Here is a 24,346-nt window from a genome sequence, read left to right on the forward strand (position 1 = left end):
AAACAGCCCAGAATACGTCAGTGTTCTGGGCTGTTTATTTGTCACTCAATTAACCCTGCGGCAGCATCAGCTTTTCGACACTTTGGCAGATAGTGTCGCGCATCCATTTATGGCCTTGATCTTCATCGTTGCGTTGATGCCACAGTAACACATAGGCCATTGGCATAAACTCAAAGGGTAAAGGCAACAGCTTTAATGGATAGAGTTTACAGGCATGTAGGGCAAAGCTAGAAGGTAAGGTAAAAATCAAATCACTGTGGGCGCAAACACTCGCCGCGCCATAAAAGTCTGGCACAGTGGTGCTAATTTTGCGCCTGTGCCCTAAGTCTGCCAGAAAATAATCCAGCGCCCACCAATCACTCCCTTCACAGCGCACTTGCACATGCGCCATCTCTAAGTACAAGGATAAATCCCATTGGGGCGAGGTGAGAGCGGCCATCAAGGGATGAGCTTGGCGCACCAAACATACCTGTCTGTCGGTAAACAGGGTTTGGCAGGCAATGCCTTCTGGCAGGCGGTCAGTGTGTGAATCTGAGAGCGGGTGTAGATCCCGTCCTGAAATCCCAAAGTCAATTTGCCCTTGCTGCAAGTCATGCATAGATTTTTCGGTCCAGACATAGGAATCGAGCTTGATATTGGGCGCACTATTTAATAGTGGACCTATAAAATAGGGGATCAAGGTTTCGTAGGCACTTTCGACCATGGCAAAGGAAAACTGCCTATTACTGCTGGCTGGAGTAAACGTCGGTGGCTGAGTCAGTTGATATAAGTCCTGCAGAATATTCGGCAGCTTTTGTCCAATATTGAGCGCATGTGCTGTGGGTTTTAGGCCATGGGCAGTACGTTGGAATAGGGGATCATCTAACGTTTCTCGCAGGCGATTCAAGCTCTTGCTCAACGCCGACTGGCTAATGTGTAATCGGCTCGCTGCGCGGGTGACACTTTGCTCTTCGAGCAAAACCTTCAATATCACCAGTAGGTTGAGGTCGATTCTGGCTAAGTTGTCGAGATTCATAGATATTCCTCAAAGGAAATTCACTTTGGAAATTATACCATTTCTGTTCATACCTTGAGTTATTTAAACTACCGCCCACTGAAATACCTTTTACTGTTAAACCGAGATACATGTTATGCGGCGCAATCTGTTACCTATTTTGATGTCTTTGGTGCTACTCAGCCCATTGGCAATTGATATTTACTTACCTTCTATGCCCACCATGGCGGCAGAGTTCGCCGTGTCTGCCAGCGAAGTACAGTCCACATTAGTACTGTTTTTATTTGCTATGGGCGTTGGGCAGATATTGATTGGCCCATTAGCAGACCGGTATGGTCGTCGCCCTGTGGCACTCTTTGGCGTGTTGTTATATGGCGCCAGCAGTTTGCTTGCGGCCGCCGCGATTGAATTCCATTGGTTACAAATTGCCCGGGTATTACAAGGTTTGGCTGCCTGTTCGACCTCCATTGTGGTCTTTAGTGCAGTGCGCGATTGTTACTCACCAAAAGAAGGCGCCAAGATTTACAGTTACTTAAATGGGGCTATCTGCGTGATCCCTGCTCTGGCGCCAACCTTAGGGGGTCTATTGGCCATGCAGTTTGGCTGGCGATCAACCTTTGTATTTATGACCTTGTACGCGATTTTAATGATGCTCTTGGTCGGCTATCGTCTACCCGAAACTCGTCCAGCCAATACCGTTAGTACTGGCCCTCTTTATCGTTGGAGTCGCTATAAACCGGTGTTAAGTAATACGCATTTCTTGTTTTATGCTTTTGCTTGTATGTCGGCGATGGCGGCGATTTTAAGTTATGTGTCCTACTCACCCGTGTGGCTTATTGGCCATTTAGGGGTATCCGAGCTGGCCTTTAGTGGGTTATTTGGATTGAATGCATTGGTCAATATTGCCGCGTGTTTTGTTGCGCCAGTAGTGATCCGTAAATTAGGTAATCGTCCCACCGCGATCTTCGCATTAGCACTGCTGGTGCTCTCGGCGATATTAATTGTCACAGCGCAAGCCTTTGGCCCGAGTGTAGGAATGGCTGCTGCTTTTGCCTTTATGTTGCCTATGATGTTGTTGTGTATTGGTTTTGCATTCTTGTTAGGCCCAGCAACCAGTATGGCGCTTTCTGCCTTTGGCGAGCGAGCGGGAACGGCAACGGCAATGTTAGGTTTTATCCAAATGAGTGGCGCATCAGTGATCGCAGGCCTAGTGCAGCAAACAAGCCTGACTGCACCCTATGCGGTGGCGTTAGTGATGGGATTTTTCTCTATCGGATTACTGTCAATGATGGCGTTAAGCCGATTCGACCACTGGCACCAAGAGCAATTAGCCGCCGAGCATTAATACGCCCTAATGGCTAATTAAAGAAACACCCTTTGCCCGTAGCTTATTTGACCATAGCTACGGGCATTTTTTAGGGATAATTCAAGCTGCTATACTGCTAGAAATTGTTTATCGAGAACGCGCTTTGAGCCGCCATTATTGCCCTACTTGCTGTTATCCAATCAATGCGTGCTTATGCTCCCATGTACAGCAGATAAAACCGCAGACGCAGCTGTTGGTATTACAGCACCCCTCTGAAGTCGAACATAAAAAGAATAGTGTTAGGGTGTTAAGACTAGTGATACCTAATACTCAAGTGTATGTGGGTGAGTCTGAAGCGGATTTTGCCTCGCTGCGGGAGCAATTAAGCCGATGTCAGTGCCCTGTTTATCTTGTATATCCCTCAGAGCGGAGCGCGAGTGTTGAAAGTCAGTCTATATTCGCTGATTGTGTGTTGCTATTAATCGATGGAACCTGGCGAAAAGCCTTTAAAATCTTGCAATTAAATCCATGGTTAACACAATTTCCGGCAGTGCATTTGGCCGAAGGCTATACGTCAAGATACAAGATCCGCAAATCAAGCCGCAGCGATAGTCTCTCAACCTTAGAGGCGTGTGCTTACATGTTAAAAGCGCTTGATGAGGGTTTAGATGTGAACCCGTTATTGGTCGCCTTTGATGCTATGGTTGCGATGCGATTGCAGTCGATGCCCGCAGAGGTGAGGTTGCGCTATGATTAATTTCACTTTTTAGAATTGCGGCAAGTGATTTTCATTTTTTGCATTTTTGAGACTCTGTACGAATTAAAATAGTTAAAATCTTATTCAGATCACGCTAACGTAACGTAAAACAAGGTTTAATAGTGACGATTCATTTGCACAGCAAATGATGAGATAGCTTTGCCAGCCAATTGCTTTGCAGGGGAGTGATTCCATATTTTATGGTGTGCTGGCAGGGCTATCGAGCCTATCGATAGCCAATCCATATTATCTTAATAAACAATCCGTCACTGTGTTTAAGCGCCTTTAATCGTCTCTATTTAAGCAATGTATTTCTCGGCTAAATAGGACTGAGTAAACTGCTCAACATAACTTGGATAACCAAATAAAAAGCCTTGGGCAAAGCCTTGTCCCATATGGGTAATAATGTCTTTTTGTTGTTGTGTCTCAATGCCTTCCGCCACAAAGTGAATGTTGAGCGCCTGTGCTAATTGCACAATGGCATGGCAGAGTTTTTGGCCTGATACATCATTCAAACGTAGAACAAACTCAGCATCAATCTTGACACTATCAATGGGCAAGGTACCTAAGCGGCTTAAAGAAGAAAGGCCAGTACCAAAGTCATCAATGGCAATGCCTACACCTAAGGCTTTAATACGTTCTAGCGTATAGCGAGCCTGTTCTGGTTGGCGTAGCAGTGCAGATTCGGTGATTTCTAAAATTAAGGCTTCAGCGGGTAGGGCGACCATTTCCAGCGCACTGACGACTTGGCCGACAAAGTCTACATGCTCTAATTGCAGCGGAGAGACGTTAACCGAAATCTTAAAATCGGGCTGATATTGTGCGCGCCATAGTGATGCTTGCTTGCAGGCTTGTTCGAGTACCCATTGTCCTATGCTGACAATGAGCCCCGTTTCCTCCAATAAAGGCACAAACTCAGCGGCCTCATAGTGCTCGCTGGGAGATTTTTGCCAGCGCAGTAGTGCCTCAGCTCCAATGGGGGTGTTGGTGTGCAAATCCACAATGGCCTGATAGGCGAGTTTAAACTGCTTTAAACTGTGGGCATGCCTGAGATTATTGATGAGTTTTAACTTAAGCTCAGCGGCTTGGCTCATCGCTTTATCATAAAACACTAAATGAGGCTGGTTCTTCTTTGCGCAATACATGGCGGTGTCGGCCAAACTAATCAGTTGGCCAGCCTGATCACCGTGTGTAGGAAACAGCGCGATACCAATACTGGTACCGAGGAAAAACTTTTGCCCTTCGATTTCGAACGGACTGTCGAATAAACTTAAAATTTGCTCTGCGAACCCTTGGATTTCTTCCTTACAACTACAATCTTGTAGCACTAAGGTAAATTCATCCCCACCCATACGGGCAATATCCGCTTTTTCGATACAACCCGCTTCTAAACGGGCGGCAACGAGTTGTAATACTCTATCGCCCATTGAATGGCCAAAGCTGTCATTGATATTTTTAAAGCCGTTGAGGTCTAAAAACATCAGTGCGCCGAGGGCGAGAGGATCGTCTTTTAATTTCTCAAGTGCGCCATTAAGTATCTGTTTAAGATGAAAACGATTTGGTAACCCCGTTAACGTATCATACATGGCGCGGGTGGTAAGTTGCGTCTCGAGCAGCTTTTTGGTGCTGATATCACTAAAGATATTCACATGATATTGAATGCCATCCGCAGCGATGCGCCGACTACTCTGCCATGCGGGAAATGTACTGCCATCTGAGCGTTGTTTTAAGGCTTCACCCTGCCAAAACCCGCGCTGTTTTAAGGCCTGCAAACACTCGCTTTGTTCACTGAGATTAAGCGGGTTGGCTTCTAAAAAATCGGGCGTTTTATTGATTAATTGTTCCGCGCTATAGCCACAAATACGACACATCGCCTTATTGACCGCCAATACCTTATTGTCGGTGTCGGTGATATAAACGGCCTCGGCACTTTCCTCCAAGGTCGTCGAGAGGATTTCTTTCGGGATATGGGCAAAACCATCGGCAATGGCTGGCCTGACTTGAGTTCTACGGTTTAATGCTTGTAACTCGACCAGTACAACAGGTTGTTGCTGTAAATAACAACGATACAGGTTTACTCGGGTGGGCAGTTCATTCCCTTGATGATTAAGGTGGAGCCAACTGAATTCGACATTAACCCCCGAGACGGCTTCAAGGATCATCTCCCGCGCAAATTCAACACTGTTACGCCCAGATGATTGAATTCTAGGGGAAAAATCATAAGGTGTGGCATTGACAAAGGTGTCATATTCAGTACCAAAGTAGTCTAAGGTGGCACTGTTTGCGCTAATAAAACTAAAGCCTTGGATCAGCGCGAGGGGTGTTTTATGGGGATGGGCTCGCCAAATAGAGAGTTTCTCTTGCAACAGCGGATCATCTGTTGTGAGTTTATTTAGCAAGTGCTGCCATCGAATCATTAGGATACTCCCTCGGTGACACAGATTAAGGTCACATCCTTTCCCTTAGTTTTTGTTTATATCAAATCGTACATCATTCATATGGGGTTAAAAATAAACCGAATCGATGTTTTGCTCAAATATAAATTAAAAAATAACAGTTTAAGATAGGTTCATTTGACTTACTTCAGCGAAAATCATGCTAACTCATCACGGCAAAATAATGTTTTATGCTATGTTTTGCCATGCAGGCTCAGTTTGGCTTGGCCATTTGTGAATTAAGGACTTTAGAGAAGGTGTAGGATGCAAAGACTAGTCAAAACTATCGTTTTAGGTATGTGTCTCGCCGCAGTGTTGCCCGCGGCGCATGCTGCTGAACAACCCAAACCTCGGTTAACCTTGGAGCAAAGGGCTGATAAGGCGCGTATCGACTCTGAGCGGATTGAACAACTGCAACTTGAAAAGGCGCGCCAAGCAGCCAAAACAACCTCAGCACGGGAAGAAACAATAAAACAGCAAACCAATCCGCAGGATTGGGAAGTGCAACAAAAGCTCAAGGCGCAAAAGCAATTTGATGAAAGGGAAAGCCGTGAGCAAAAATATCTGCAAGAAGCCAAGGAAGCTGCGGCCAAAGAGCGTAAAATCCCTAAACCTTAGCTGTTAATCGCGATCTATTTAAAGGCAATCTCTGCCGTTTGTCTTACGACTTTTTAGGAACTGCTGTTGAATACCTGTCCGCTGTGCCATAGCACCGATTTAGTGGCTTATCATCAAGATAAACGTCGTTGTTACCAACAATGCCAGCGCTGTGCTTTGGTGAGTGTCCCCACCGAGTTTTATCTAAGCTATGAAGCTGAAAAAGCCGAATATGACAAGCACGAAAATCACCCTCAGGACCTCGGTTATCAGCAGTTTTTAGATAGAACTCTCGCTCCTTTGTTGACTCGCTTTACTCCATCGGCGTTAGGGCTCGATTTTGGTTGTGGTGAAGGCAAAGTCTTAAGTCTGATGGCCAAAGCGCGGGGTTATCGGGTCGAGAACTACGATCTTTATTACGCTAACCACCCCGAGTTACTGACTCGGCAATACGATTTTATTACCCTGACCGAAGTTATTGAGCATGTGAGTGATGCCGATGCTTTGCTGACTCTGTTGAAGGGGATGATCAAACCTCAAGGCATTTTGGCCGTGATGACCAAGCGAGTGCTTAATCCCACGGCATTTAGCGCTTGGCATTATAAAAATGATCCCACTCATATTAACTTTTACTCCGAAGCCACCTTTCAATGGCTCGCCGAGCATTACGGCTGGCGGCTCGAAGTGATAGATAAAGACGTGGTGTTTTTGCACCAAGCCCACTAATGCGTTGGAGGCTTTTGCTGTCGCAGATAAGTTGGGATTTGCAACTTGTCTAAATCAAACTTCGATTGTGCTGGTTCGGGTAAAGGTAAGGCTGGACGCTTAATAAAATCATGCACATTGATATAGCTATCATCAACAATCTGCACAGGGTCTGGTTTTGCTGTCTGCTCTAATCCAATTCCCGTGGCAATCACCATGATTTCGAGCTCTGACTCGAGTTCAGGATCTATGGTTAGCCCAATAATAACAAGCGCATCCTTGGGTAATTGCTCATGCACTGTCGCACCGATTTGGTTGTATTGACTGAGTTCGATGGTGTCTTTGGCTACCACACTGACAATCGCAGCTTGCGCTTGATTTAGCTGGATATTATCGAGCAGGGGATGTTGCATAGCGCGTTTAACGGCCGAGACCAGATCGTCATCCGCCTTAAGGTTACTCACGCCCATGGCCGCACGGCCTTGGCGACTGATGACGGAAATAAAATCATTTAAATCAATATTGATAAGCCCAGCTTGGCTGATGGTAGTGGCACAGACAATCGGACACCCAACCTTAATCGCGCGAATCGCGCGGTAGTTAATCTCCGACTATGCTTTGGTTAAGCATTAAACAAGGAGGTTTGTATGCCGCGCCCTCGTAGAACCCAGATAAGCCTTGAAGACACGCCTTATTACCATTGCTGTAGCCGAGTTGTTCGGCGGGCTTTTTTATGTGGCGATGATAGTTACTCGGGTAAAAACTATGACCATCGCCGCGCTTGGGTAGAATCGCTACTGTTTGAACTTGAAGCCGTTTTTGCTATTGATGTGGCGGCCTTTGCGGTGATGTCGAATCATCTGCATCTGGTGCTACGAGTCGATATCGAGACGGCAAATCACTGGACTGACCGCGAAGTGCTTGAGCAGTGGCATAAGTTGTTTAAAGGCGATGCGTTAACGCAAAAGTTCGCAAAAGGTGAGTTGGTTGAAGCGCATGAGGTGAGCAGATTAAAGCATTCAATCGCCCTTTATCGTAGTCGTTTGTGTGATATTTCATGGTTTATGCGCTGCCTCAACGAACCAATTGCAAGACAAGCAAATCAAGAGGATAACTGTACAGGTCGTTTCTGGGAAGGTCGTTTTAAATCGCAAGCCCTACTCGATGAAGCTGCGGTATTAGCCTGTATGGCCTATGTTGATTTGAATCCGATTCGAGCGCAACTTGCTGATACACTAGAACAATCCGACCATACCAGTATCCAACTACGTATTCGGGCCGCATTAAAAGGTGAGCAGCCGAGCAATCTCCTGCCATTTATTGGTAACGAGTGCGACAACCAACCCAATGGCATTGCGTTTTCCTTAACCGATTACCTTCAATTGGTGGATGATACAGGCCGAATTATTCGCAACGATAAACGTGGAAGCATCAGTGAAAGTAGCGGTAAGATACTGAACAGATTAAATATCCCCCATGATAATTGGCTTAAGCTGACAACCGAGTTTGGCAAGCTATTTTACGGTCCTGTGGGAACCTTGCAAGAACTGACCGATTACTGCGAACATCTCGAAAAGCGACGACGGCACTTTGCTGCAAGTTGTCAGCATTTTCACAGTAACTGATAACTGCTTATATTACTTCGAAAGCAATGCTTACCTTGCATCCCAAAAACACGATGGGATAACTTACCTCGTCTAAAACACTCTATTTTTGAAAGAATTAACTCAATTTATTGCCTCAGATACTGCCCCTGTGACTTTTGCACTCTCATTTAGGCAATTTTTAGATCTTACAAGTTGTAGACAAACGTAAAGTACATTATGTTGTTGATTTATATTGGGTGGCTAGATTTATTGGATCTCCCCAGATAAGAACATGAACTTTCTTTGCACTGCTGCATCATTTACGGTGGCCATTAGATCACGTGGTTTCGTCGTCTTGTGCCAACTCACCTCTAGCCTACGCCTCATATGATGTTCTTGTTCATCAGCTCGCAAATTTGCTAGCGGCTTCCTTCAAACCAATCCTCGCGGATAAGCCCTTGCCATTCGCTAGTAGTTAACGTTTAATAACAGGATGTTATTGAACGGTGACCTTCCTACAGAGGACTTTCACCTCATTAGTTCATGCCCATGCTGGGCGTACACAAGCGCATGTTGTCGGACTGGCTTTCCGCTGCGCTCCAAACCAGCCGCAAATGCGGGCGTTAGGTTTTTTGATGCCATGAATAATCAAACTTTAAAAATACTTAATGATCTAAAAATATCTATAGATGAATCTATGCGTCACTATGAAATATGGTGGGAACTTGGGTATTCTCAGAATAGGATACAGTTTAAAGATCAGTTTGCATCACAACGATTTAATCACTTTTTACATGCATCATATGAAGCCCATGGAATAACAATGTATTTAGCTTTTGGAAGAGTATTTGATTCTGATTCACGTTCATCAAGTATCGCTTCTCTCAAAGAAAATTTAAGATTATTTGGTCACGCTGAATTAGTTAAAACTATTGAAGCCCAGTTGAAACCTCACGCCAATCTAGTCAAAAAAATATTAGATATTCGTAGTAAAACGATTGCTCATTCTGATTTGTCGCACTCCGAGAATTCTGTGTTCAAAAGCAATGCAATAACACCTGATGAATTAAAAGAATTGATTCATCAAATTAGAGAAACATATTACGATGTGTTGCGATATTTCAGTCTAACAACAACGCAACTTGAAGATGGCATATTTAGTGAGTCAACTTTAAATATGCTCAAACAATTACAAACCTAACAAATAATTATTGTGGGACAGCTACGCGGCCCGCAATTAGAAGTTATCTCCATAGAAATTTTAATCCGAAACTGACGAGTTAGAGCAAGGGGTCTATCACGCTTTTGTCCAAAATCTTGTCCGGTAAGGATATCTATTCCTCGTTGTCTGATCATTTAACTGAGCGTAACTAATTCTGCATTCGTAATAAATGCCAAGGTTAATAAACTATATTTGACAGAATGAATGGCTAAAAATTATCTATAGCTTAATCGAGTGTTATCTTGTTTTTAATACTCATTTTAATGTCAGTGGCGCTGTATCTTCCGTAGTAAATCCAAACATCACTTAAAGTAGCAAACTTAAAAGGCGTTTTGCGGGAGCACTGATTTGGTTTTTAAGCATTACCACACTAAAAAATACGTTTAGTTTAGGCATATCGATGGGGGTTATTACTCGTACCGCATGTTTAATATCATCATCAAATAAGGTGATTTGTGGTGTTAATGCGACAATTTGAGAGTGTAATAGGGCGCCTTTTATCGGTGGGAAAGAATCGTAATGTAATAATCCCGAAAAGTCATTGCGATATTTATTAAACAGATCGCCAAATTGTTCACTGACGCCATAAGGTAAGTTTTTGGGTATGGCGAGTGGATATTTACGAATATCTTCTAGGGTTAAACGATCTAAATACGTCAACGGATGTCCAGCTCTGGTACAAAAAACCGCTTCAAAAGAAGGTAAATTAAAGGATTGTATCGAGCTTTCGTGGCCAATAATCTCACCTTCAACATCAGTAATTAATAGTGTGAGCTCTCCGCGTAGCAATTTTTCCAGTTGTTGTTGCCAGGTACCAACTTCGAGATCGATATGAATGTCTGGGTATTGCTCAAAAAAACGTCCGAGAATCGGCCCTAGAATGGTATTTGCCGGTACAGGGCTTGCACCTATAGATAAATAACCACTGCTCTTACCCTGCATATAGTGTAATTCTTTTCGAAGGGCTTCGACGTTTTGCAAAATATGCTGACTATGGCTGAGAACGAGCTCCCCAGCAGGGGTTAAAGAAGTTGATTGATTCCCCCTCAGCAACAGTTCTGTACCCAGTATATGTTCGAGTCGTTGAATGCTTCGGCTTAATGAAGGTTGAGCAAGATTTAATTTTTGGGCAGCTTTTTGAAAATTACGTTCTTTGGCTAAAATCTGGAAATTTTTAAGATGCTTAAACTCAATCACAAGTTATTTGTCAAGTAATTACAACATGTGTGCAACATACCCTTGTGGCTCAGTATCGACAAGTAGACGTTGGTGACAATTTGTATCTTTATCTTCATATGAATAATTAACAATTATGAGTAAGTGTTTGTTTTGATTTTTTAATTATTTGGCTCTGTTCTCGTATAGTTTTTTGTCATCAACTGATACGTAAAATGCATTGGCTTTAAAGTATTGCTGACGGTAACTATTCATTCCGCAAATAACAAATTTGCAACATAAATCTAACAAGGAATGAGTAATGAAATTGAAGAAGATCAGCATAATGACCTTTGCGGCGCTATATGCGACCGGAATAGGGACGTTAGTTGCCAATCCTTTAGATAGGAACCAAGCCGAGCAAAAACTTATTGGTATTAAGCTGGCACCCGAACAAATATTAGCCAATAAAAATAAACCAACCCATCCGGCTTTGAATCGCGCTAATAGACCGGGTCAAATTGGTATGAACGTCCATCGCGCTGTAAATGGGAGTAGCCATAAGGCGCCATTTGCATGGGAAAAGGACATTGATGGAACGCATACCTATATTATTCAATTAATGGATGCTCCTGTTTCACTTTATCAGGGTGATAGACCTGAGTTTGCCGCCACGTCGCCTCGTAGCAATCAGCCCGCAATACGTTCTAATGAGCGTTTTGGGACAATCGATTTAAAGAGCAAAACCGTTAAAAACTACCAAGCTTTTTTAACGCGCTCTCAGGATGAAACCGCTAGCCAAATCAAGCGTGTTGCACCAGATGCTGAAATAAAGCGTCGCTTTAATGTGGCACTAAACGGTATGACCATGGTGTTAACTCAGGAGCAAGCCGCTGAAGTGGCTAAGCTGCCCAATGTTAAAGCGGTGACTCGAGCGAAGGAATATCAATTATTCACCGATGTCGGCCCTAAGCATATTGGCGCTGATATGATTTGGCAGGGCACGAGCACTCCCGACGGCGTTGCGATGCGTGGTGAGGGCATTATTGCCGGTATTATCGACACTGGGATTAACTCAGATCACCCGTCTTTTGCCGCAGTTTCGGCAGACGGTTATAAGCACGTCAACCCATTAGGCGAAGGCAATTATCTGGGCGACTGCCAAGAATATCCTTTGATGTGTAACAGTAAGCTTATCGGTGTTCGTTCCTACGATATGATTACCGATACCTATAAAGATCCGATTTTCCAACCCGATCTGCCACCGTGGGAAGTGGATTATAAACGCCCACCCAATGGTGAAGATTACAACGGCCATGGTTCACATACTGCCAGTACCGTTGCGGGTAACGTGCTCTACAATGTGCCCTTTAAACTGAGTGGAACGGATGAAAAATCAGATGGTTTTGATACCTCTTTAGTCTTCCCCGAAATTTCAGGCGTTGCCCCAAGAGCCAACATTATTGCCTACCAAGTGTGTTATCCCGGTGGTGGTTCGTATGGCGAAAACTACGGTGGTTGTCCTGGCGATGCATTAGTCGCTGCTATTGAAGATGCCATTATCGACGGCGTCGATGTAATTAACTTCTCTATCGGTGGACTTGAAAGTCTGCCTTGGTACGATGCCGTTGAAATGGCGTTTTTAGCTGCGCGTGAATCGGGGATCTCTGTTGCCGCTTCGGCGGGTAACTGGGGACGCTATGGCCCAGGCTATATCGACCATGTCTCGCCTTGGTTAACATCCGTTGCTGCCAGTACCCATGGTCGCCAAATTGAACCTGTTGAAGGCTCGCTCACTTTTGCAGGTGAAAACGCACCTAATAAAATGGCAGGTTATGCCGTAACGGGAGATATCACTGGCCGTTTAGTTGATGCCGCAACCTATAGTGATCCACTGTGCTTGGCTCCTTTCCCAGCTGGCACATTCAATAGCGATGATATCGTGTTATGTAAGCGTGGAGAAAATGGCCGAGTACAAAAAGGGATTAACGTTGCAGCGGGTGGCGCGGGTGGCGTGATCCTGTATAACGCCATTTCATTTGATGATGGTACTGGCGCTAATAGCCTAAATTTAAACCCTTTCCCTATCCCTGGAATGCATATCGATGCGGCATCAGGCAATCAGCTAGTGGAATGGGTTGCTAGCGCTACAGAGCCTAAAGTCACTATCACCGCGGGTAAGATTATCACCACTGAGCGTGAAGCCGATGTGTTAGCTGATTTCTCCTCCCGTGGTCCAAGTAGCACTAACCCCAATGTAATGGTGCCCAACGTATCGGCACCTGGGGTTGACGTATTTGCTGCTTATTCTGACGAAATGCCTTTTAGCTTGTATCCCTCTCCGAGTGATTATGTAGCCATTAGTGGTACTTCCATGTCTGGTCCACATGTGGCGGGCGCTTTGGCGTTATTAACCCAAGCGCACCCACAATGGACACCTGCGATGATTCAGTCGGCACTGATGACCACCGCCGTGTTAGGTAAAGCTCCAACCTACGATAATCCGCCAAAATTAGTGGATGCAACTTTCTACGATATGGGTAGCGGAGTGATTAACGTTGCCAGAGCGGTAAAAGCGGGTCTGGTGATGGATGAAAACGGTGACAATTATCGCGCAGCTAACCCGATGGAAGGCGGTGATGTAACCGCGTTAAACGTGCCTTACTTAGTCAATGCGGAATGTAAAAGTAGCTGCACTTGGATGCGTACCTTTACTGCTACGACTGATGGCGAGTGGAACGTGAGTGCGACGGAAATCACCACAGAAGGCGCGCCTTTCCTTGAGCTAAGTGTTTATCCGCAAACGATTAAGTTAAAAGCGGGTGAGCAGCAAAGTATTATGGTAACGGCGAAAATCCTCGATGTAACCTCTGTCAACGCTAACTCTTCCTCAAACGAAGTGTTTGGTAAAATTGACCTGAAACCGACGGATGCCAGTTTGCCAGATCAATACTTGCCCGTAATGGCACGTTTTACTGGCTCTAGCTTGCCTGAAATTGTCGCAGGAAAAATCCACCGCGATACTGGCACTATGTTGACACCAGAGTTGATGACCAAAGAAATCAGCGCGCTGAATGTCAAAGTGAGTGGCTTAACCGCAGGTACAGTCACAGAGCACAAACTTAATGCCGCCTATGTTGACTTTACAAAGCCTGAAACATTGGAAAATAATCCGGGTGTTTCGGTGCATTTCTTTGACGTACCAGAAGGTACTCGCCGCATTGTGTGGGAAGAGGTATCAGCTGATAAATCAGCATCGACGTCGTTAGATATTGGTATGGATCTCAATAATAACGGCAAAGTGGAATGGTATGACGAGGCGATTTGTTACTCCTATACCGATGTTACCGACTATTGCGCGATCAATGATCCAACGCCAGGCCGTTACTGGGTGATGTTAGGTAACTTTAAGCGCCCATGGGGAGACGAGATTGATACCAAAGACAGCATTAAAGCGAGTCTGGCGATCATCTCCGACACTGATACTAAGCAACTGAATGTAACAGGGCCAGCAAGTACCAATGGTATCGATCCTTACCAATTGCAAATGAACTGGTCTGTCACAGGCAGTAAAGCGGGTGATCGCTTATACGGCTTGGTTGAAGTCGGTAATGGTGCGCAAAACGTTGGCAACATTGGCAAAATGGCCGTGCATTTAGTGCATGAGGGCAATGATGTCAGTATCACAACCAGCCAACAACAAGCCAAAGAAGGCGATGTTGTTGAGGTTAAGATGCTGATGGCACCAAACCTACTCGGATTAGAGCGCGATGTGAATATTGCCTTAACACTGCCCGAAGGTTTGCAATTATTGCCTAACACGCTAAAAGCGAACAGCAATAACCAAGATCTTAAAGCCGGCCTGACTGTTGCTGCACAGCAAATCACCCTGAAAGCGATGCAACAGGCGAGCAATGCGCAAAAACGTCAATATCTCTTCACCACGAGCGATACCGATGAGAGCTGCCGAATTCCAATCGGTTCAAATCCTTATTATTTGGATTTATTTACCGAGGCTGGAATCGCGTCTGAAGCGGCAATTGCTGGTCGGGTGAATGATACGGTAACTGTGCCATTAAGCGCATTTGGTATTGATCGTATCCCGCTGTATAACAATCCAGAAGAGTATTCACACAAAGATACCTTAAGTATTTCTCCTGGTGGATTTATTCAGCTCGATCAACTACCACTGTTCTGGGCTGCTCACTATCCAATGGAAGAGCAATATTTCCCCGATACTGTGATTGCTCCGTTATGGCGTGGAGATGGTGTTACCATCCCAGAATATAATTTGGATACCGAAAGCATGGACGGCGTATCGCTTGCTGTTACCAATGACCGACGTTATCTGATTGTTGAATGGGACAATATGCGTCAGGATTTTGCCTTTGGTATTAACCATGATCCTGATTACGATGCCCGTTACAGTTTTGAGCTATTAGCCTCAACTCAGCTTAATTTTGCCCCTGGTGAACATGAGTTTATTTTTGCCTATGACAAATTAACCGGTAACAAAGCGCATTTAGGCTCAATTGGTTTACATGGTTACTATGGACCACGTGGCACCTTTGGCCCTGCGTATGGTTATATCGGTGATGGCTTTGCCTTTAACGATCTGGATAAGAAAATTGCAGAAGGCTTAGTGGTCTGTGCTAACTACACAGGGCCTGAAGCGACAGCAATCGAACTATCATTCTCGGCTCGTGTTGGCGCCAAAGCGGTAGGTCAAGATCTGCAGATTATTGCTAAAAGTGATTACACCGGCAGCAATAGTGTGACCTCTAGCGGAAGCCTCAAAGTACCTTCAAACCTTGCGATAGGTGCACTCGGCAATATGTCTGTTGCTGAAAACACCAGCATCAGTTTTGAGGTGCTAGTGCAAGACAAAGAAAATACCGCTAATGGTATCCAAGTCACAGGCGCGCATATCACCTCAGTTGTTAATGGTAACCAAGTCACCATCACTCCCGAAAAAGATTGGCACGGTACAACCACTGTCACAGTGAAAGCCTTTGATAAGGTTTATCAAAATGACATGGTGCAAACGAGCTTTAACTTAGTCGTGAACTCTGATGGTGTAGAACCTACGCCACCAACACCTCCAACACCACCTGTTGAAGAGACTAAAGAGAGCGATGGCGGTAGCTTGGGTTGGCTTGCCATCCTGATGCTTGGCTTGATGGCCGCATCACGTCAAAAATGGAATGTTAATAAGTAAACTTCACCTTTAAGTAGTACCTTGTCTTTGGGCCTTCTAACGGAGGCCCTTTTTTATGCGTCCAAGTGTGGATTGTCATCGGCCATAAATGATGTGTTTATCCCACATTAATTCTTCGTTACAAGCCTTGCTATTAAATCTATTAACAATTCTGTGATGTGCGTGTAGTTTAGATAGCTTATAAAAACAACAATAGGTTATCGCTATGACTGTATCCTCGGTATCGCGCGCTTTATCAACATCTTCTGTCGCCACATCCTTTGCACCTTATGTGAGTTCATTCGGTGTGAGTACATCAAGATTCACCAAGAGCTTACTCGCCTCTGCTCTAACTTTGAGCTTGCTGGGGGCAGGGTTAAGTTCTGCCTATGCGGCGCAGCCCGATGCGGCTAAGCTGGCGGCGGGTGTGGAGCAAAAGGTGCTCGACTGGCGCCGAGATTTACACCAGCATCCAGAGCTATCTAATCGCGAGTTTCGCACCAGCAAAATTATCGAAAAGCATCTGAAATCCCTCGGATTAGAAGTACAAACGGGCATCGCCCATACCGGGGTTGTTGCTATCTTGAAAGGCGAAAAGTTAAAGGGCGGTAAGCCCGGCCCTTTGATTGCGATCCGCGCTGATATGGATGCCTTGCCCGTGACCGAAGTCGTCGATGTGCCCTTTGCCTCTAAAGCGACAGATACCTATCGCGGTCAAACCGTAGGGGTGATGCATGCCTGCGGCCACGATACCCATGTGGCCATGCTGATGGGCGTGGCCGAGAACTTAGTGAAAGTGAAGGATAGCCTTGCCGGCGATGTGATGTTTATCTTCCAGCCTGCTGAAGAAGGTGCGCCCGATGGCGAAGAGGGCGGCGCGGAATTAATGCTCAAACAAGGGCTGTTTGCCAAGCGTAAACCCGACCAAGTGTTTGGGATGCATGTGACCTCGAGTATGCCAAGCGGCATGATTGGGGTGCGCAGCGGCCCAGCAATGGCGAGTGAAGATTCCTTTACGATCAAAGTGAAAGGTCGCCAAACCCATGGCTCGCGTCCGTGGAATGGTGTCGACCCTATTGTGGCCGCGGCGCAAATTATTACCAATGTGCAAACTATTGTCAGTCGTCAGGTGGATATTACCAAAGCGCCTGCCGTGGTGAGTTTTGGCGCGGTCAATGGCGGCATTCGCTCGAATATTATTCCTGATGAAGTCGAGTTGATTGGCACCATCCGCACCTTTGACCAGCCTATGCGTGCCGATATTAAGGTGCGCTTGGCCGAAATCGCCGAATTATCGGCAAAAACCTTAGGCGCCACCGCGACAACCGAAATCCATCAAGGTTATCCCGTAGTGGTGAACAATCCTGAATTGGTCGCCAGTATGCGCCCCGTGCTTGCCAGCGTGGTCGGCGATAAGATGCTGATTGAGCCAGGATTAATCACAGGTGCCGAGGACTTTTCCTTCTATGCCCTAGAGTCTCCTGGGATGTTTTTCTTCCTTGGGGTAACGCCAAAGGGAACAGATCCTGAAACGGCGGCCAGTAACCATTCGCCCGCATTTTATGTGGATGAAAGCGCGTTAAAAGTTGGTGTTGAGGCCATGACTAAGGTTGCCCTTACGGCACTGAAGGCGCAATAAACCGCTTAAGCCTTATTCCGTCAGCTTTTCGGTATAACTTGAGCTTACAAAAAATTGGGCGGGAAGATCTTTTCGCCCTTGATTTGTTAATCAATATGCCCTCTTATGTGAATTTTTACAGCAAGGAGCGAACAAGATGAAGCGCACGCTATCGGCGCTGGTATTGGCGATGGGACTCTTTAATCCCCTAAGCCAAGCACAGGCCACCACGGCAGAAGATATTAAGAGTTTCACGCTAGATAACGGCATGAAAATCATGGTGCTAGAGGACTCTTCTATTCCCAATGCCAACATGTATCTATTTTGGAAAGTCGGTTCCCGTAACGAAGTCCCGGGGATTACCGGTATTTCACACTTTTTCGAACATATGATGTTTAATGGCTCGAAAAAATACGGCCCGAAGATGTTCGACCGCACTATGGAAGCCGCGGGCGGGGCTAACAATGCCTACACCACAGAGGATATGACGGTTTATACCGACTGGTTCCCAGCCAATGCGCTGGAAACCATGTTCGACCTTGAGGCTGACCGTATCGCCAACTTAGATATCAATCCCGCTATGGTGGAAAGCGAACGTGGCGTAGTGCAGTCGGAGCGTTCAACTGGGCTTGAAAACTCTAACTGGAATACCCTTGAAGGCGAAGTTAAAGGCGTGGCCTTTTTAGCGCATCCCTATTCTTGGTCTGTGATTGGTCATGAATCGGATATCGCCGCTTGGACCCTGGAAGATTTAGTGCAATACCATAAGACCTATTACGCGCCAAACAATGCGGTCGTGGTGATTGCGGGTGATGTGAAGCTTGCCCAAGTAAAAGCCTTGGCCGACAAGTACTTTGCGCCTATTCCTGCGCAAACACCGCCAAAGGCCGTGCGTACCGTGGAGCCTGAGCAAAAGGGTGAGCGCCGTACCTTTGTTCAAAAAGCCTCGGTCAGTACGCCTAATGTGATGCTGGCTTACCATATTCCGGCAGCGACTCACGCAGATTTTTATGCGCTGGATTTATTAAGTTCGATTTTAAGCCAAGGCAATAGCTCGCGTTTATATCAAGCGCTGGTGGATAAACAAGTGGCCTTAGAAGCGCAAACCTATATGCCGATGTCGGTCGATCCCAATCTCTTTTACGTCATGGGTGTAGCTACGCCAGAGGTGAAAGCATCGACGCTAGAGCGGGCGCTGATTGAACAAATCGATGCCATTGCGACCCATGGCGTTAGCCAGCAAGAGCTAGATAAAGTTAAAAATATCAAGTTGATGGATTTTTACCGCGCGATGGAAACCATTAATGGTAAGGCCAACACTATCGGCACCTATGAAATGTATTTTGGCAGTTACGACAAGTTATTTAATGCGCCAGAGGCCTATAACAAGGTAACGCCTGCGGATATCCAACGTGTTGCCCAAACCTATTTACGCAAATCGAATCGCACGGTCGCGGTATTGGCGGCAAACGAGGAGAACTCTCAATGAAATCGATAGCAATGAAACTCTCCTTTGTAAAATCATCCTTTGTCAAATCATCTTGGCAACCGACGAAGTTAGTGGTCGCATTGGCCCTAGGCACTAGCTTAGCCTTATCCGGCTGCGCCTCCACCACTGCATCCAAACGCGTCGATACCGGCAGCTTTGCCATGCCAAGTTACGACAAGTTAGTGCTAGATAACGGCCTTACCGTGTATTTAATGCCACAGCGCGAAGTGCCGTTAATCACCCTAAACGCGGTCGTGCGTGCCGGGGCGGTTAACGACACCACAGCAGGTATCGCTCAAATGACCGCTCAAGGTTTACTCCTTGGCGCGGCGGGTAAATCCAAGGCCGAGATTGAGCAACAAGTGGATTTTCTCGGCGCTAGCTTAGGGGCAGAAGCCGATAAAGAAGGCAGTTATCTGGCCGCCGATTTTATGGCGAAAGATACCGATGTGATGCTCGGCCTATTCAGCGCCGCGTTATTAAGCCCCGACTTTGATTCGGCCGAGTTCGATAAGCTTAAACAGCGCGCCATTGCGGGTTTACAGCAGGATAAAGAAAGCCCGCGCGCCGTGATTGGTCGCTACTTCGATAAACTGGTGTTCGGTGCTCATCCTTACGGTAATGCCTCATCGGGTAATCGCGAGTCTCTTGAGCAAGTCACAGTGTCGCAGCTGCGCGCCTTCCATAAGAGCTACTATCAGCCCACCAATACTGCATTAACTGTGGTGGGGGATTTTGATGTGGCGGCGATGAAGGCCAAGCTAACCCAGACTTTTGGCCAGTGGAAAGGCAGCGAAAAACTCGTTCAGCCCGACTTAAACCAAGGTTTACCTAAGTTAACTGAGGCCAAAGTGCTGCTGGTGGATAAGCCAGATGCGATGGAAACTACCTTTGTTATCGGTGGTTTAGGCATTAGCCGTGATAACCCTGACTATGTGGGGCTAACGGTAGTGAATACTATTTTAGGTGGTCGCTTTACCTCTTGGCTGAACGATGAGCTGCGGGTGAATGCGGGGCTAACCTATGGCGCGCGCTCCGGCTTTAGTCCTTATACCGACTCGGGCGTGTTTACCATTAGCACCTTCACTAAGACGGAAACCACTCAACAGGCGATTGATTTAGCCCTGAAAACCTATGCTCGTTTATGGGAAAAAGGCGTCGACCAAGCGACTCTGGATTCGGCTAAAGCCTATGTTAAAGGTCAGTTCCCGCCTAAGTTCGAAACCTCGGGCCAATTGGCAGGACTCTTATCTGGCATGTATCTGTACGGCTTCGATGATAAGTTTATCAATGAGTTCCAAGCTAAAGTGGACGGTTTAACCTTAGAAGAGACTCAAAGGTTAGTGAAAACTTACTTCCCGCAAAAGGACTTACAGTTTGTGCTGATCGGCAACGCCAGCAAGATTGCGCCGATAGCTGCCAAGTATGGCCAAGTACAAACCGTCGATATTAATGCGGTGGGTTTTGGTCAATAACTACTGGCGTTAGTTATTTTGCCCAATAAAAAGGTCTGCAGAGTGCAGACCTTTTGTTTTTCTGTTCTAGGTTCTAGGTTCTAGGTTCTAGGTTCTAGGTTCTAGGTTCTAGGTTCTAGGTTCTAGGTTCTAGGTTCTAGGTTCTAGGTTCTAGGCGTTATTGCGCACCTGGCTTAGCGTAGTGAGCCATCCAATCTTTCACTTGGTTATACCAATAGATGGAGTTGTTAGGCTTCATAATCCAATGGTTTTCATCGGGGAAATAAATCATCCGCGATTCAACATTACGGGTTTGTAGAGTACGGAATAGCTCAAAACCTTGGCCGACAGGCACACGGTAATCGAGCTGACCATGGCTGACTAAGGTTGGGGTGTTAAAGTTGGCGGCAAAGTAATGGGGTGAAATCGCTTTATACAGCTCAGGATTATCCCAGTAGTTACCAAAGCGGGTGCTGTGGACGGCAAAGTCCGCCGACATTTGTGAATACATGTCGTATACCGCGGCATGGATCAGCAGCGCTTTAAAGGGATGTGGCTGGCCTAAAATAATCGAGGTTAAGTAGCCCCCATAACTGGCGCCGCCGGCGACCATACGATCGCTATCGATCCAGCTTTGTTGCTTAAACCAGTCTGCCGCTTTGAGTACGTCTTCGAGGGATTTGTTTTTCCAATCTGGGTTAATGGCATCGGCAAACTCTTGTCCAAAGCCGCTAGAGCCATGGAAGTTTGGCCACGCGGTAACATAACCCCAAGAGGCAAAGGTTTGCGCATTCCAGCGGTAGTGGAAACCATCGCTAATGGCGTTGTGCGGACCGCCGTGGATTAACATAAACAGCGGATACTTTTTGCTGCGGTCGAACCCGGGAGGATAGTGCACCCACATTTGAATGTCTTGGCCTTGGTAACCTTTGTAGGTGACCGACTCATAGGTGCCTAAATCGACATCCTTTAAAATATCATCGTTAAACTGTTCTAAACGCTCGGTTTTACCATTGCGAGGATTGATGCTGACTAAACGCGCTGGATACAAAAAGCTTTGATTGGTCGCAATCAACTGGCCATCTTTAGCGATAGCAGGTTGGCTAAAGTCGGTAGCTTGGGTGATGGCCTTGGCCTTACCGCTCTTGGCATCGATATGGTAAATACGGTTAGTGGCGGCATCATCAATGCTGGCATAGAACCCCTTGCTGTCGGGTGTCCAGTTGAAGTCAGACACTGAGCGATCCCAATCCGCGGTGAGCGTGGTGAGTTTGCGACTGCTTACATCCAGCAGCATTAGCCTTGCGGTATCGGCATAAAATCCGGTAATTTTTTGGCGAGTAAAGGCCAAGGTTTTACCGTTAGGACTAAAGGATGGATTGAGATCCGGCGCGGGGTTTTCTGGAGTGATGTTTTCAGCCTTGCTGCCGCCTATAGTGGCGAGGAACAAATCTAACTTAGGATCAACCCGATTATCCGAACCATAGGCGCTAAAGGCGATTAAGCTCTCATCGGGGGAGATATCATAGCTTGAACTGCTTTGGCTTGAGCGTGGCAGTTCATGGCCTAAAGGCTGAGTCACGGCTTCAACCGCGCCGCCTGTGGCTGGGATCCTAAATACATGGGCCTGACGGCGCTCATCTAACCAATGATCGAACTGCGAATAGGGCAGTGCATTCCACTGGCGGGCGGAGACTTTATTATCTTTATCTGTCTTGAGCTGGGCCTTCATTTGCTCCCAATTCTGTTCAGGAAAGATATTGCTAATAAAATACAAATGCTTGCCAACCCACTTGATGCCATTGACGCCGGTGGGAATGTCCGTGAGCTTGCTGGCTTCTCCCGGACCATCCATAGGTAGTAGGTAAATTTGGCCCGCGTCATCATCGTTACGTTCGCTGATAAAAGCCAAGGTTTTACCATCTGGCGAAAACACCGGCTCGCTGACTTTTAAGCCTTTGGCGGTAATCGCACGGTTATTTTTACCTTCACCGTCGAAGCGCCATAGTTGGGTTGAACCTTTGTCTTCCTTAAGGTCGTACTCAGTCACAGGCGCAATAATATGCTCGCCCGTGGATGACACCACTGGGCTACCTATGCGTTTGAGTTGCCAAAGTAATTCGACTGAGAGTGGTTTGCTTGCTTCTGCAAATGCCGTGCTGAAAGGCATGAGTAAGCTAAGCAGTAAAATGCCTGCCTTCTTCACTAGATGTCTCCTTATCATTCAGAGTGTTATCGTTATTTTGTCCCGTTAAACATCACAGTATAGAAACTGAGCATGAAATCAAACTGAGTCTATCGGTGGCGAGAGTGACTTTTATGTAAGTAACTGTAACCACTGGCCGCATTTTGATGACGAGGTATGTTGGGCATGGCGCAAGTGTTATGGCGTATTTGTGGCTAAGGTGTTTTAACGCTAATGTATTGGGAGATTGAAATAGGACTTGAATATGGCGTTAATCATCCCGCAAAAACTGGGCAAGCTATTGATCAAAAATGTATTGATACTCGCCTTGGGCAGCTTGGCTATCTTTCCTGCGCAAGCCGCTAAGGTCAGTTTTAAAGCCTTTTGCCCGCAAATGGTGGGGCAGTGGCAGGGCAATGCCGCTAAGGCAAGTGACACCCCTAGACAAGTGACGGTCAATGGATTTTGTTCCCATGATCAGCGGCAGTTGATCCTCTCCGTAAGTGTCGGTACGCACGCTCCCTACAGCGAAACCTGGTGGTTTCGGGAGCAAGGCGAGCAAGTGCTGTTAACCTACTACGACGGTGTCTCGCAGGAGAAGCAGCAACTCTTTAGTTTATATCAACAAAATGGTGATTATTCCCTGCTGGGCGAGGGAGTCGTTAATGCGCGCGCCGCCTTAATCCAACTGTTATTCGAAGCTAAATCGCCCCAAGGCGCATGGCAGTGGACGCAAAATATCCAATATTTAGACGATGATATCGACCGCTATCAGCTCTTTCGTGGGATAGAAATGACGCCTTTTGCACCATTAAATTAAGCCGACTTATTCATACTCGACAATACGCAACTCACTTTGGGACAGAAGCGTGATAGAGCCGTTGCTCTAACTCTTCAGTTTCGGATTAAAATTTTTTAAGGATTTAACGCCCGCCTAAGGGGCTGGCAACGCATAACACTAAACCCAAACACAACAACTGCAACCACCGCGGCTCAATGGGACTGGAAACGCCACGCGTTGATAGTCCCTCTTGAGGCGTTTGTTAGCTTCGTAGCCTATTGTTTCAAAATGACTTTTAACCACTTCTCTTGAAATGCATTTTACGCAAAAGCATCAAACAAACACACGTCCAACACCAAAAGCTGTGAAGGTGGCTGCCAAAACTCAAAACGTTCAAGGCTTACTTGGCCACGGTTAAGAGTCCGCGACAAAGAAAGCACACTTTCAGCGTTGATGCAGCCTTTGTGAAACCAAACTTTCCATGTGGAGCATCCAACAACATTGAAGCATCGAAGCTTGATGGTTTTCAGCGACTTTGAAACTGCTGAACATTCAACACATTCTACCAAGTGAGAATCCGACAAACTCGAAAGCCAAGTTGTGAAATTTGAACGCTAAAAGCGGATTTTTCAGAACGATTGAGCTTGGATTTTGATGATTCCTGCCTTTAAGAAGCTAACGACGCCCGCAGCGGCGAGCGTAGCGAGTCCAGCAGCCGAAGGCTGCGTGCTGCCGGGCCTTGTGTACGCCCAGCATGGGCATGAACTAATGAGGTGAAAGTCCTCTGTAGGAAGGTCACCGTTCAATAACATGCTGTTATTAAACGCTAACTACTAGTGAATGGCAAGGGCTTATCCGCGAGGAT

At 46.3% G+C, this 24,346-nt stretch carries 16 protein-coding genes; 11 read left to right on the forward strand and 5 right to left on the reverse strand.

The features are described 5' to 3' along the window. Positions 1–49: 49 nt before the first annotated feature. A complete protein-coding gene (locus AEA42_RS06800) occupies positions 50–1,015 on the reverse strand; it encodes a LysR family transcriptional regulator (RefSeq protein ID WP_037426682.1) in 966 nt (321 codons plus the stop codon). A 115-nt stretch (positions 1,016–1,130) separates the two neighbouring features. On the opposite strand from AEA42_RS06800, the gene AEA42_RS06805 reads away from it, so the two are divergent. Beyond that, a complete protein-coding gene (locus AEA42_RS06805) occupies positions 1,131–2,339 on the forward strand; it encodes a multidrug effflux MFS transporter (RefSeq protein ID WP_037423563.1) in 1,209 nt (402 codons plus the stop codon). Between the two features lie 124 nt (positions 2,340–2,463). Beyond that, on the forward strand, positions 2,464–3,057 hold the full coding sequence (locus tag AEA42_RS06810) for a tRNA-uridine aminocarboxypropyltransferase (protein WP_055647305.1): 594 nt from the start codon (positions 2,464–2,466) through the stop codon (positions 3,055–3,057). 299 nt (positions 3,058–3,356) lie between these two features. Here AEA42_RS06810 and pdgA read toward each other — a convergent pair whose 3' ends face one another. Then, positions 3,357–5,474 carry a diguanylate cyclase PdgA gene (gene pdgA / locus AEA42_RS06815; RefSeq protein ID WP_055647306.1) on the reverse strand — a complete coding sequence of 706 codons (2,118 nt, stop codon included), beginning with the start codon at positions 5,472–5,474 and terminating at the stop codon, positions 3,357–3,359. Positions 5,475–5,756: 282 nt separating this feature from the next. Between pdgA and AEA42_RS06820 the strand changes: the two genes are divergently transcribed. Then, on the forward strand, positions 5,757–6,110 hold the full coding sequence (locus AEA42_RS06820; protein WP_037426688.1) for a hypothetical protein: 354 nt from the start codon (positions 5,757–5,759) through the stop codon (positions 6,108–6,110). A 66-nt stretch (positions 6,111–6,176) separates the two neighbouring features. Further along, positions 6,177–6,815, forward strand: a complete 639-nt coding sequence (locus tag AEA42_RS06825; protein WP_055647307.1) for a class I SAM-dependent methyltransferase — start codon at positions 6,177–6,179, stop codon at positions 6,813–6,815. Here the strand turns inward: AEA42_RS06825 and AEA42_RS06830 are convergent. Then, positions 6,812–7,264, reverse strand: coding sequence for a hypothetical protein (locus AEA42_RS06830; RefSeq protein WP_231640364.1), 453 nt, complete (start codon positions 7,262–7,264; stop codon positions 6,812–6,814). The genes AEA42_RS06825 and AEA42_RS06830 overlap by 4 nt on opposite strands. Positions 7,265–7,441: 177 nt before the next feature. Here AEA42_RS06830 and AEA42_RS06835 point away from each other — a divergent pair, with 177 nt between their 5' ends. Together AEA42_RS06835 and AEA42_RS06840 are read left to right on the forward strand one after the other, a co-directional pair. Further along, positions 7,442–8,419 (forward strand): hypothetical protein, encoded by a 978-nt coding sequence (locus AEA42_RS06835; RefSeq protein ID WP_055647308.1) that lies wholly within the window; start codon positions 7,442–7,444, stop codon positions 8,417–8,419. A 601-nt stretch (positions 8,420–9,020) separates the two neighbouring features. Continuing rightward, positions 9,021–9,581 (forward strand): hypothetical protein, encoded by a 561-nt coding sequence (locus tag AEA42_RS06840; protein ID WP_144345280.1) that lies wholly within the window; start codon positions 9,021–9,023, stop codon positions 9,579–9,581. Positions 9,582–9,908: 327 nt separating this feature from the next. Here the strand turns inward: AEA42_RS06840 and AEA42_RS06845 are convergent, their stop codons facing one another. Then, the gene (locus AEA42_RS06845) at positions 9,909–10,799 is read right to left on the reverse strand and encodes a LysR family transcriptional regulator (RefSeq protein ID WP_050991407.1); all 891 of its coding nucleotides are present in this window, start codon (positions 10,797–10,799) and stop codon (positions 9,909–9,911) included. Between the two features lie 280 nt (positions 10,800–11,079). Here AEA42_RS06845 and AEA42_RS23035 point away from each other — a divergent pair, with 280 nt between their 5' ends. From AEA42_RS23035 to AEA42_RS06865, 4 genes are all read left to right on the forward strand, one after another. After that, positions 11,080–15,975: a S8 family serine peptidase gene (locus AEA42_RS23035; RefSeq protein ID WP_055647309.1), complete on the forward strand. Its 4,896-nt coding sequence runs from the start codon at positions 11,080–11,082 to the stop codon at positions 15,973–15,975. Between the two features lie 205 nt (positions 15,976–16,180). Further along, entirely contained in the window at positions 16,181–17,593 is a 1,413-nt protein-coding gene (locus tag AEA42_RS06855; protein ID WP_055647310.1) for an amidohydrolase, read from the forward strand. A gap of 136 nt (positions 17,594–17,729) precedes the next feature. Next, complete coding sequence (locus AEA42_RS06860) at positions 17,730–19,061, forward strand: pitrilysin family protein (RefSeq protein ID WP_037423533.1); 1,332 nt, start codon at positions 17,730–17,732, stop codon at positions 19,059–19,061. Beyond that, positions 19,058–20,536, forward strand: coding sequence for a pitrilysin family protein (locus tag AEA42_RS06865; protein WP_055647311.1), 1,479 nt, complete (start codon positions 19,058–19,060; stop codon positions 20,534–20,536). The genes AEA42_RS06860 and AEA42_RS06865 overlap by 4 nt, the downstream gene beginning before the upstream one ends. A 157-nt stretch (positions 20,537–20,693) precedes the next feature. Here the strand turns inward: AEA42_RS06865 and AEA42_RS06870 are convergent, their stop codons facing one another. Next, positions 20,694–22,721, reverse strand: coding sequence for a S9 family peptidase (locus AEA42_RS06870; protein WP_055647312.1), 2,028 nt, complete (start codon positions 22,719–22,721; stop codon positions 20,694–20,696). A gap of 244 nt (positions 22,722–22,965) precedes the next feature. On the opposite strand from AEA42_RS06870, the gene AEA42_RS06875 reads away from it, so the two are divergent. Then, complete coding sequence (locus tag AEA42_RS06875; RefSeq protein WP_055647313.1) at positions 22,966–23,520, forward strand: hypothetical protein; 555 nt, start codon at positions 22,966–22,968, stop codon at positions 23,518–23,520. Positions 23,521–24,346 lie beyond the last annotated feature (826 nt).

Origin of the sequence: Shewanella sp. Sh95, from assembly GCF_001308045.1 — a bacterium.
In the GTDB taxonomy this organism is placed as follows: Bacteria; Pseudomonadota; Gammaproteobacteria; order Enterobacterales; family Shewanellaceae; genus Shewanella; species Shewanella xiamenensis.